The sequence below is a fragment of the Devosia sp. genome, assembly GCF_017307565.1.
Classification (GTDB): domain Bacteria; phylum Pseudomonadota; class Alphaproteobacteria; order Rhizobiales; family Devosiaceae; genus Devosia.
In genome coordinates this window covers 1-10,693 of record NZ_JAFKHD010000463.1, presented here as the reverse complement: position 1 = coordinate 10,693, position 10,693 = coordinate 1, and the positions used below count along the sequence as shown (strand labels likewise).

The window sequence follows — 10,693 nt, the reverse complement described above, 5'->3', positions numbered from 1 at the left end:
GTAACCGGAACCACGCAGGATCCAGCATTCGACCCAAACGCGGTCCGTGGCGCTTGGTTCCCCCAGGCAACGAAAAAACCGAATTTTTCTTTCGCCTCAATGGTGAGGCTTGGTGTCCGGCTCGAACTGGGAAGTGACCTCGAGCGCCCGATCCTCGCGCGCGGCGCCACCATCGGGCGCCACATGAGCCGCAAGAACGCGATCCCGTTGGCGGATCAACTCGGCGATCTCGTCTTCATAGGCAATGACAATGGCCGTGAGCCAGCGATTGACGAGGTATGACGGCGAAGGCATTTGCATGTCGAAGCGGCCAAGCAGGGGCACGGTCGTTTCCGCATCGGCCCAGTCGTCGCCCACCACCCACTGATTGACGGTAAAGAGCCGCAACAGCCGCCCATTGCCATCGACGCCAACGGCGACGAGGTGGTGGATCGGACCCTCCGGCCCGTCTGGACGCAGGAAGCAATGGAAGTGCCCATGCTCCGCCGCACCCGCTTCGGCCGGATGACAATGATAGAACCACTGCGCATTGCTGGCAGGGTCGAAGACGTCGCCGGGCGGATAGTGTTCCCAGGCCTCGATATCGGCCACGCCGCGAAACGTCTCGCTGAGCACGTTGAGGCCGCCTTTTGCGAGAATGGTCTCGCAAAAGGCAATTTCGTGCAGCGCCTGTTCGCGGGCCGAGGTCATCAGTTGGTCTCGATCGCCAGATCCGGCGCTTCCTGAACGGCAGGCTTGTGCAGCGGCGCAGCGGGCGGCGCGGCCTTGGCCGGCGCCGGCGCGGCATCAGCGGGACGCTGGGCCGGTGGCGGCGGCGGTGGCGCCTTCTGTGCTGGCGGCTGGGCAGGCGGAGGCGGTGGCGCCGCCTTGGCCGGAGCACCAGCGGCGCAAGGAGCGACGGGCGCCCCGGCGGCACAGGGCGCAACTGCGCCAGCGGCGCACGGCGCTGCCCCGGCCGCACACGGCGCCGAGCCGGACGAGGCCGTGGCCTGCGCCGTCGGGCGCGGCGGCACCGGGTTCGTCACATGGTCATAGGCAATAGCGGCAGTGGTGACAGCGAGCGCGGCACCGAAAAGCAGAGTGTTGCGTGCGCTCATTTCTTGGCGAACCCATCAAGACCGAAGAAGGGGCGCAGCCACACGCCCGCGAAGGAACCGACAAAGGCGGCAGCAAACCACAGCCAACCATGAAGGCTGCCTGTCGCAATGCCCGAAAACAGCGCCCCGATATTGCAGCCGAAGGACAGCCGCGCCCCATACCCCATCAGCAAACCGCCAACAACGGCGGCCAGCAGCGAACCGAGCGGCAGCTTGGCCTTGGGTGCAAATTTGCCGGCAATGGCCGCGGCCACAGCGGCACCGAGCACAAGGCCAAAATCCATCACCGAAACCGTATCGGCCAGAACGCTGGAATTCAGCGCCTGCGCCTGTGCCGGCCAAGTCCAGAACTCCCAGCTCGCCACCGGAATGCCAACCGCAGAAGCGATCTTGGCGCCCCAGAGGCCAAAGCCATAGGTGATCGACCAGGGATGGCCGGCCAGCAGCAGCGTCGCGACATTGAGCAGCGCAAGCACGAGCCCTGCCCCGACCAGAGGCCACGGGCCATAGAGAATCCAAGTCCAGCCCTGACGCGCCGGAGCCGGTTCAGGCTCGATATTGCCGTGCACGCGCTTTTCGATGACGGCAGTGATCAGCGCTACGATGGCAAGACCGGCAATGGTCGCCGCAATGGCAAAGCCGACGCCGAGTTCGGCACCAAGGCTGATCGCCGGCAGCGCCGGCTGCAGCAGCCAGAACGGCAGATGCGCCGTGCCGATGACAGCGCCGATGATGAAGAAAACCAGCGTCACCAGCATGCGCGCCGAGCCGCCGCCCACAGTGAAGAGCGTGCCCGAACCACAACCGCCGCCCAGCTGCATGCCGAGCCCGAAGATGGCCGCACCCAGCAGCACGGAAACGCCGACCGGCGCCATCGCACCAACCATGGTCTGACCACCGATATTGCCGGCGGCCACCAGCGGGATCATCGCCAGCGCCGCGACGCCGATGGTCAGCATCTGCGCCCGCATGCCGCGACCACGCTTTTCAACGACCATGCGCTTCCAGCCGCCAGTAAAGCCGAACGAGCCGTGGTAAAGCGCCACGCCCAAACCGCCGCCGATCAGGAACAGCGTGCCCTGGCGCAGGTCGACCTGCCAGGTGATGAAAGCAAAACCGGCCAGCAGCATTGCGGCGGCGACGAAAAGCGGCGCCCTATCCACCACGGCGGGCGGCAGGAACTTTGGCGCGGATGCGGAAATATCGCTCATGATTCTCAAAATGCAGAAGTTCTAAAAGGTTTGGATGCTGCAACCTTGCGGCGCAACATCCAAATCCCGATCAGTGCTGACGTGCGGCGATCTTACTGGATCGGACGCGACGGATCGGCAGCCCATTCGGCCATCGAGCCATCGTACATGGCAGTGTTCTTGTTGCCGCCAACTTCATGCAGGGCGAACCAGGCGATCGAAGCCCAGTGGCCGGTATTGCAGAAGACGATGTTCTTCTCGTCCTGTGCGAGGCCAGCGCCCTTGGCGAGCGCGGCAATGGTCTCGGGCAGCGCGAAGCTTGCATATTCGGCGCTATAGAGCGTCGAGTGCGGAATGTTCACGGCGCCAGGAATGGTGCCTTCGATACGAACCACCGGGCTCTTGGACTGGCCAAGGAACTGCTCCTGCGGGCGACCATCAATGAGCTTCGTGCCATCGGCGAGAGCGGCTTCGACGTCCGGCGTCGTGGCGCGGAGCTCGGGACGAACATTGACCGGGAACTCGGCCGCAACCGGAACGGCAGCCTCAGCAACGCGCTCGCCACCAACGGCGTCATACTGGCGCCAGCCGCCATCGAGGATCGAGACGGCATCATGGCCGAGATACTTGAAGGTCCAGTAGACGCGGGTCGCGCCACCGAATTCGGAGGAGTCAGTGCCCCACGGCACGATGATCACATGGTCGTCGCCATCGACACCCAGGCCGCCGATCAGCTTGGCAATCTGTTCGGTCGGGGGGATCTGCGCCGGCACGCCGTCAACTTCGGTACGCCAGCCCGCGCTCGCATATGGAGCCACAGCGGCATTGGCGATGTAGGGCAGATCGCCGAGATCAGTCTCGTCGATCTTGTCGCGGATATCGATGATTTTCACATTCTCGTCGCCAGCGTGCTCAAGCAGCCACTGGGCGGTCACGAGCGGGGTAACGTCCTGCGCAAAGGCAATGACAGGAGCCGCAACAACAAAAGCAGCGGCGGCGGCGAACGATGCGAAACGCATGGCAATCCTCCAAAATGAATTGAAGGAAATCTATACTGGACAGGTAGAGAAATCGAAGCGTGTGGCCCCAAATGTGGCGACGAAGAGGCAAAAGCCCTCTCCGAGCAACCCGACTTTGAGAACGATTTTCTACGACACGCCAGGACCCCGGCCCTGATTCCAAAAACAAGAAGGGCGCGGTCCTCACCGCGCCCTTTGAAACTTATCGCGTCAGCGGCTTGTACGTTGCGCGCTTCGGATTGACGGCATCTGCGCCGAGACGACGGACCTTGTCGGCCTCGTAGTCCTGGAAGTTGCCTTCGAACCATTCGACGTGGCTGTCGCCTTCGAAGGCCAGCATGTGCGTCGCCCGACGATCGAGGAACATACGATCGTGGCTGATGATCACTGCGCAGCCGGCGAATTCCTCCAGCGCTTCTTCGAGCGCGGCGAGCGTTTCGGTGTCGAGGTCGTTGGTCGGTTCGTCGAGGAGCAGCACGTTGGCGCCCGACTTCAGCATCTTGGCCAGGTGAACGCGGTTGCGCTGACCACCAGAGAGATTGCCGACCTTCTGCTGCTGGTCGCCACCCTTGAAGTTGAAGGTGGAGGTATAGGCGCGCGAGTTCATTTCGCGCTTGCCGAGCATCAGGATGTCGTCGCCTTCTGAGATTTCTTCCCAAACGGTCTTGTTCGGGTTGAGCGCGTCGCGGCTCTGGTCGACATAGCCGAGATGCACGCTTTCGGCGACCGTGACAGTGCCGCTATCGGGCTTTTCCTGACCGGTCAGCATCTTGAAGAGCGTGGTCTTGCCTGCGCCGTTCGGGCCGATGATGCCGACAATGCCGCCGGGGGGCAGCTTGAAGGTGAGGTTGTCGATCAGCAGGCGATCGCCAAACGACTTGGAAAGACCTTCCACATCGATGACGTTGTGGCCGAGACGCTCGCCGGGCGGAATGATGATCTGCGCGGTGTGCGACTGGGTACGGGCGTCGTTGATCTTGACCAGTTCGTCATAGGCCTTGAGACGGGCCTTGGACTTGGACTGGCGCGCCTGCGGGCTCTGGCCCATCCATTCGCGTTCGCGCTCAAGAACCTTGGCGCGGGCAGCGTCTTCGCTCTTTTCCTGGGCAAAGCGCTTGGCCTTGGCGTCGAGGTACGCGGAATAGTTGCCTTCATAGGGCACGCCGCGGCCACGATCGAGCTCGAGAATCCAGCCGGTGACGTTGTCGAGGAAGTAGCGGTCGTGGGTGATGATCAGCACCGCGCCTTCGAATTCGCGCAGGTGGCGTTCAAGCCAGGCCGTGGTTTCGGCGTCGAGGTGGTTGGTCGGTTCGTCGAGCAGCAGCAGGTCGGGCTTCGACAGCAGCAGGGCGCAGAGCGCCACGCGGCGCTTTTCACCGCCCGAAAGATTGGTCACATCGGCATCGCCCGGAGGGCAGCCGAGGGCTTCCATGGCGACTTCGACCTGTGATTCCAGATCCCACAGATTCTGGCTGTCGATGACGTCCTGGAGCTTGGCGGCCTCGTCGGCCGTCTCGTCGGAATATTCCATCATCAACTCGTTGTAGCGGTCGACGATGTCCTTCTTTTCCTTGACGCCCATCATGACGTTGCCGAGCACGTTCAGCGCCGGATCAAGCTGCGGTTCCTGGGCGAGATAGCCCACCTTGGCGCCATCGGCAGCCCAGGCTTCGCCGGTGAATTCGGTGTCGATGCCGGCCATGATCTTGAGCAGCGTCGACTTACCCGAACCGTTCGGGCCCAGAATGCCGATCTTGGCATCGGGGTAGAAAGAAAGATGGATATTATCCAGCACCTTCTTGCCGCCGGAATAGGCCTTAGACATTCCGTGCATGTGATAGATGAACTGGCGGGCCATGGCGGCGATCCTCAGCTAAGAAATTTGCGCCGTATTTAGGGGATAGCCCTCTGGTAAGCAACCGCCGACCGGTTTGGCCGGTTGCTTCCGCCTTCGATCCCGCCGCACACCTGCGTCCAGCCTCACAAATGGAGAACGCGCCGAACCATGAACCGTCCGACGATCGCCCTTGTGGCCGCCCTTGTCACGGCCCTGCCCGTGGCCGCCCAGGAAAGCCCACCTCCCGCCGTGAGCCATTTCACCCTTGAGAACGGTCTCGAACTCGTTGTGATTCCCGATCGCCGCGCGCCGGTGGTGACGCATATGGTGTGGTACCGCACCGGCGCTGCCGATGATCCGGCGGGCCAATCTGGCGTCGCCCATTTCCTCGAACACCTGATGTTCAAGGGCACTGCAAAATATCCCGCCGGTACGCTCGAAAGCGCCGTCAACGAGCTTGGCGGCCAACTCAACGCCTTCACCACGCCCGACATCACCGTCTATTTCGAAACCGTCCCGCCCGACGCCCTGAGCGACATGATGGCCATCGAAGCCGACCGCATGCGTAACCTTGTGCTGCCCGAAGAGGTCATCGACGCAGAGCGCTCCGTCGTGCTCGACGAGCGTCGGCAACGAGTCGAGTCGCAACCCGGTTCGATCCTTGCCGAGCAGGTGTCGGCAACGCTCTTCCAGAACCACCCCTATCGTATTCCAGTGATCGGCTGGGCGCACGAGATCGAGACGCTTGGTCGCGACGACGCGCTGTCGTTCTATGGCCAGCACTATGCGCCCAACAATGCCCTCGTCATCGTGGCCGGCGATGTCGACGCAGAGGCCGTCAAGCAGATGGCCGAGCAGAGCTACGGCAAGGTCGAGCGCGGCCCTGACCTACCGCCCCGGCAGCGCCTGCAGGAACCACCAGCGCAAACCAGCCGCACCGTTACGCTGCACGACGCTCGCGTGTCGCTCCCAAGCTTTACGCGCCATTGGGTCGTGCCGAGCTATCGCCAGGCCGAAGCCGGCGAAGGCGAAGCGCTCGACGTGCTCTCGGCAATCCTCAGCGATGGCCCGCAGAGCCGGCTCTATCAGGCCCTGGTGGTCAAGGCCGGGATCGCTGCACAGGCCCGCGCCAGCTACGACGGCAGCGCGTTCGACTACGGCCGGTTCGTGCTCTACGGCGCCCCGCGCCCGGGCACGACGCTCGAGGCGCTTGAAGACGCCATCAATGCCGAGATCGACGGCATCATCGCCAACGGCATTTCCGAGGCCGAACTCGATCGGGTCAAAACCCATCTCATCCGCAGCACGATCTTCGCGCAGGACGATCAGGTCAACCTGGCTCAGACCTATGGGATCTGGCTGACCACCGACCGCTCGATTGCAGACGTCGCCGCGTGGCCCGACCGCATTCGCGCTGTCACGGCCGACGACGTGAAGGCCGTCGCCGCCAAATATCTCCGCCCGGCCACTGCGGTTACGGGCTATCTGCTTCCCCTCGCCGAGGAGAAAACACAGTGATCCGCACCATCCGCCACGCCCTGCCCGCGCTTCTAGCGCCGCTGATGCTCCTAGGCTTTGCTCTTCCCAGCCAGGCAGACGTCGCATTCAAGACCATCACCTCGCCGGGCGGCATCCAGGCCGGCATGGTCGAAGACTACACCGTGCCCATCGTCACCATCGCCTTTGCCTTCGAGGGCGGCGCTGCCCAGGATCCCGACGACAAGGTGGGCCTTGCCTCCCTCATGTCCTCCCTGTTCGACGAAGGCGCCGGCGATCTCGACAGCAATGCCTTCCAAACCAGGCTCGATGACGTCGGTCTGGAAATGGGCTTTTCGGCCAATTTCGATTTCTTCACCGGCTTTGCCCGCATGCTCGCCGACCAGCGTGAGGGCGCAACGGAACTCCTGACGCTGGCCGTCAATGAGCCTCGCTTTGACCAGTCGGCTATCGACCGCATGCGCGCGCAAGTCTTGGCCGGCATCGCCTCGCGCGCCCAGGACCCCGGCTATGCCGCAGGCCGCATGTGGAACGAGACCCTTTTCGGCAATCACCCCTATGCCCGCCCACTCGAAGGCACGGCAACGAGCCTGCCCGAGATCACAGCCGACGACCTGCGCGGCTTCCACAAGGCGCTCTTTGCCCGCAGCAATCTCAAGATCGGCATTGTCGGCGCCCTCGACGCAGAAGCGGCCGGCAAGATGATCGACGCCATTTTCGGCGCGCTGCCGGCAGACCCGCAACTCGCCGCGATCCCTCCTGCGGCACTGAGCTTCGGGCAGAACGTGGCAGTCGACTATCCCCTGCCCCAGACCTCGATCAACCTTGCCTATCCCGGCATCAGGGAGAGCGACCCCGACTACTTCGCGGCCGACGTGATGACCGAAATGCTGGCAGGAAATAGCCTCGTGTCCGAACTCAACCGCGAAGTGCGGGAAAAGCGCGGGCTGAGCTATGGCGTCTCGGGCGGCCTGGTCAATCTGAAGCAGGCAGATGCCCTGACCATCGGCACCTCGACCCGCCCCGACCAGTCGGCTCAAGCCATCGACGTCATTCGCTCCACCATCGGGAAGATGATCGAGGATGGTCCCGACCCGGCCGCGCTCGAACGTACCAAGCGGTATCTCGTCGGCGCATACCCCATCAACCATTTGCGGTCCTCGGTGGCCATTGCCAGCACCATGGTGGTGCAGCAGTTGAAGGGCCTCCCCATCGACTATGTCGACGAGCGCCGGACGAGCATCGAGGCCGTGACGGCCGAAGACATCAAGCGCGTCGCCGAACGCATTTTCAGCACGGAACCGAGCCTTCTCCAGGTCGGTCCCGGCGCCGAAAAGGCCGAGGCAGAGGTCGCACCATAGTGTCCGACGCGCCGAACCTCAGGCGCTGTAGCTAAAAGTATCGACGGAGTCGTCGCTGACCACGCGATTGCGCCCGCGGGATTTGGCCATATAGAGCCGCCTGTCCGCTTCCGCCATGACGGTGGACCGATCCCGGTCGTTTCTTTCGGCCAGGCCGAGGCTGATGGTGACGGCGAGGCCCTGCCCCAGATCGCTCCAGAGCGCGCAGGATATTTTCCTGCGCAGGTGCTCACCCGCAGCTCGCGCGTCATCCATGGTGGCGCGCGGCAGCAACAGGGCAAACTCCTCGCCACCAAGCCGGTACGCCTGCCAATCGAAATCCGGGCTTTCGAGCATGCCGGCGATCCGTTGCAGCACAGCGTCCCCGGTGAGGTGAGAATAGGTATCATTGATCGACTTGAACCGATCGAGGTCGACGATCCCAAGCACATAGGGCGCGCCGCCGAGCGACGTCACCGCCTCCTCGAACTTGCGGCGGTTCTTGAGACCAGTCAGCGAATCGTGCGCCGCCTTGTGGGCATAGTCTTCCACCTCACGGCGCAGCCGCTCAGAATCCTGCTGCACCTCGGCGATGATCGAGCGTCGGCGCGTCAGCTCGCCCATCTGCCAGGTCGAGGCATCATGAAAAGCCCGAAAATGCTCCAGCGCCTGCTCGAAAAGCCCGAGATCGGCCTCGACATCGGCCAGCCGTCGCAGCGTCTGGCTGCGGATATCGGCGTTGTTGCTTTTCTCTCCAAGGGCCGCAGCCTCTGCGCATAGCGGCAGCGCCTCGTGCACCGACCCGAGCCGGCGCAGGATGTCGCCCTTGGTGAAAAGGAAATGGATGCGCTCGCGAAAGCCGGTCTCGCCAGGCAACTGCTCGCAGCGGTCAAGATAGTCCTGCGCCAGATCGAACCAGCCGAGGTCAGCCGCATATTCCGCCCCATTGCAGAAGGCGATCCGTAGCGTCCAGAGGTCGCCGCACCCTTCGGCTGCCTCGATGGCGCGGCGCGTATAGTCGATGGCGCGCCGACGATGACCATGCCCTTCTTCCACCTTTCCACCCGCCTCGGCGAGTTCGGCCAGAGAGACGAAAGAGAAGGCAATATTGGTCAGATAAAGCGCCGCCGCAGCGGGATTCTTGTCGGGATCGATCAGAGCCAGAGCGCGCTCAAAGAGCGGAATGCCCAATCCATCCTGCCGGCAAAGCGCCAGTGTCGTCGCCTTGCAGTTATAGGCAAAGGCGAGGAGGCCCTTGTCCTCCACCTTGCTGGCAAGATCGAGCGCGGCCTCCGCCTCAACAAAACCCTCGTCGATCAACCCGACCTCATTGAGCAGCCAGGAGCCGATCGCCTGCGCTCTTGCCCGGCCGGCAATTTCGCCCAGCACGGTCCAACGCTGTCGCGCCTTGATGACGAATTCGATCCCCGCATCGGGATAGCCGAGTTGCAGGCAAAGCCAGGAGGCCTGAGTCAGCAGTTCGGCAAAGGGGCGGCCATCACGACGCCGCCGCGCCTGGCGCAGCAGTTTCGGAACGCGTCGGAAGGCTTCGACCGAACGACCCGTCCGGCTCATCCGCCAACCCTCTTCGATTGCAACCGACAGACTGGGCATTGCATCCGCGATGCTGGAAAAGCCTGGTCCGAGGATGATCTTGCCGGGTAAACAAACGTCAAAGAGGAAAGGAACAAGCCTAACGGCTCGTCCCCTTAAATGGCTGACACCTCGACGGGAACCGACTTGAAGGCCGGCGTCTTGCTGCGCGGATCGACTTCGGTGCCAATCAGCACATTGGCCTCCGGATAGTAGGCGAGCACCGAACCGGCCGGCAGGTCGAAACTGGTCGCCACGCCCTCCATCCTGCCCACGGCCGATCGCACCTGCACCTTCTGCCCCTCCCGCAGACCGCGCGCCGCCATGTCCTCGAGATTGAGAAACACCGAATAGCGTCCCGCCTTGCCGCGATAACTGTCGGTTTCCTCATAAATGATCGAGTTGAACTGCCCCTCGCTGCGCACAGATGCGAGCATCAGCTTGCCCTTTTCGAGCCGCGGAATGGGCGTCACCACGAAATGCGCCTTGCCATCCAGCGTACCGAACTCCGGCACGTGCAACACCCGGTTGCGGATGTGAAATTCGCGCTTGGCCACGTCGATATCGGCCAGTTCCTCCATACCCGGAACAATGGCCGCAATCGCGTCGCGCAGTTTGGCATGGCCCGAAAATGCGTCGAAATCGATCGGCGACTCCGGCAACACCCGCTTGCCGATCTGCCCCAGAATCCAGCTCTCCGGCCGCACGGTGCTGATGCGCTCGATGCCGCCATCCGAAAGCCGAACGTAGTTGAACATGGATTCCTGGGTGGTCGGCTCCCACTCCTCGTCGCGCGCCGTAACGGGCAGGATCAGCACCTCGCCGTCGCCCAGCCCGTGAACATGCCCCTGATTGAGCGTCGTCGTCAGGAACAGCTTGAACCCGACCGCTCCCATGGCGCGGCTCGAAAACGCCGTATCCGGCGTCGCGGCCCAGAGATTGCCGCCCATGATCACCGCGGCATCCACCTCGCCCGCCTCGGCGCGCTTGAGGCAAGCCATGGTATCGAGCCCCTTTTCCTGGGGGAACGTGACGCCAAAAACCTCTTCCATGCGCTTGAGCACATCGCGCGCCAGCACCGGCTTCACCCCGATCGTGCCGATCCCCTGCACGTTGGAGT

At 63.3% G+C, this 10,693-nt stretch carries 9 protein-coding genes; 2 read left to right on the top strand and 7 right to left on the bottom strand.

The annotated features are described in order from the left end of the window. Window positions 1–96: 96 nt before the first annotated feature. The 5 genes from J0I64_RS20575 to ettA all read right to left on the bottom strand — a co-directional run bounded on the left by J0I64_RS20575 (window position 97) and on the right by ettA (window position 5,164). Window positions 97–690, bottom strand: coding sequence for a hypothetical protein (locus J0I64_RS20575; protein WP_291411792.1), 594 nt, complete (start codon window positions 688–690; stop codon window positions 97–99). Continuing rightward, the gene (locus J0I64_RS20570; protein WP_291411790.1) at window positions 690–1,097 is read right to left on the bottom strand and encodes a hypothetical protein; all 408 of its coding nucleotides are present in this window, start codon (window positions 1,095–1,097) and stop codon (window positions 690–692) included. Before J0I64_RS20570 ends, J0I64_RS20575 begins: the two co-directional genes overlap by 1 nt. Then, window positions 1,094–2,308 carry a YeeE/YedE family protein gene (locus J0I64_RS20565; RefSeq protein ID WP_291411788.1) on the bottom strand — a complete coding sequence of 405 codons (1,215 nt, stop codon included), beginning with the start codon at window positions 2,306–2,308 and terminating at the stop codon, window positions 1,094–1,096. Before J0I64_RS20565 ends, J0I64_RS20570 begins: the two co-directional genes overlap by 4 nt. Before the next feature lie 92 nt (window positions 2,309–2,400). After that, the gene (locus J0I64_RS20560; protein ID WP_291411786.1) at window positions 2,401–3,306 is read right to left on the bottom strand and encodes a sulfurtransferase; all 906 of its coding nucleotides are present in this window, start codon (window positions 3,304–3,306) and stop codon (window positions 2,401–2,403) included. A gap of 202 nt (window positions 3,307–3,508) precedes the next feature. Continuing rightward, window positions 3,509–5,164, bottom strand: coding sequence for an energy-dependent translational throttle protein EttA (gene ettA, locus J0I64_RS20555; RefSeq protein ID WP_291411784.1), 1,656 nt, complete (start codon window positions 5,162–5,164; stop codon window positions 3,509–3,511). A gap of 147 nt (window positions 5,165–5,311) precedes the next feature. On the opposite strand from ettA, the gene J0I64_RS20550 reads away from it, so the two are divergent. After that, window positions 5,312–6,661: a pitrilysin family protein gene (locus J0I64_RS20550; RefSeq protein WP_291411782.1), complete on the top strand. Its 1,350-nt coding sequence runs from the start codon at window positions 5,312–5,314 to the stop codon at window positions 6,659–6,661. Then, window positions 6,658–8,001, top strand: coding sequence for a pitrilysin family protein (locus tag J0I64_RS20545; protein WP_291411780.1), 1,344 nt, complete (start codon window positions 6,658–6,660; stop codon window positions 7,999–8,001). The genes J0I64_RS20550 and J0I64_RS20545 overlap by 4 nt, the downstream gene beginning before the upstream one ends. A gap of 18 nt (window positions 8,002–8,019) precedes the next feature. On the opposite strand, the gene J0I64_RS20540 is transcribed toward J0I64_RS20545, so the two are convergent. Both J0I64_RS20540 and J0I64_RS20535 read right to left on the bottom strand, forming a co-directional pair. Beyond that, a complete protein-coding gene (locus J0I64_RS20540) occupies window positions 8,020–9,555 on the bottom strand; it encodes a tetratricopeptide repeat-containing diguanylate cyclase (protein WP_291411778.1) in 1,536 nt (511 codons plus the stop codon). Between the two features lie 134 nt (window positions 9,556–9,689). Continuing rightward, the coding region (locus J0I64_RS20535; RefSeq protein WP_291411776.1) for a molybdopterin dinucleotide binding domain-containing protein at window positions 9,690–10,693 on the bottom strand (1,004 nt) is incomplete at its 5' end.

Coding starts and splice junctions, on each gene's coding strand:
- J0I64_RS20575 (WP_291411792.1), bottom strand. CDS start 690: ATGACCTCGGCCCGCGAACAGGCGCTGCACGAAATTGCCTTTTGCGAG.
- J0I64_RS20570 (WP_291411790.1), bottom strand. CDS start 1,097: ATGAGCGCACGCAACACTCTGCTTTTCGGTGCCGCGCTCGCTGTCACC.
- J0I64_RS20565 (WP_291411788.1), bottom strand. CDS start 2,308: ATGAGCGATATTTCCGCATCCGCGCCAAAGTTCCTGCCGCCCGCCGTG.
- J0I64_RS20560 (WP_291411786.1), bottom strand. CDS start 3,306: ATGCGTTTCGCATCGTTCGCCGCCGCCGCTGCTTTTGTTGTTGCGGCT.
- ettA (WP_291411784.1), bottom strand. CDS start 5,164: ATGGCCCGCCAGTTCATCTATCACATGCACGGAATGTCTAAGGCCTAT.
- J0I64_RS20550 (WP_291411782.1), top strand. CDS start 5,312: ATGAACCGTCCGACGATCGCCCTTGTGGCCGCCCTTGTCACGGCCCTG.
- J0I64_RS20540 (WP_291411778.1), bottom strand. CDS start 9,555: ATGAGCCGGACGGGTCGTTCGGTCGAAGCCTTCCGACGCGTTCCGAAA.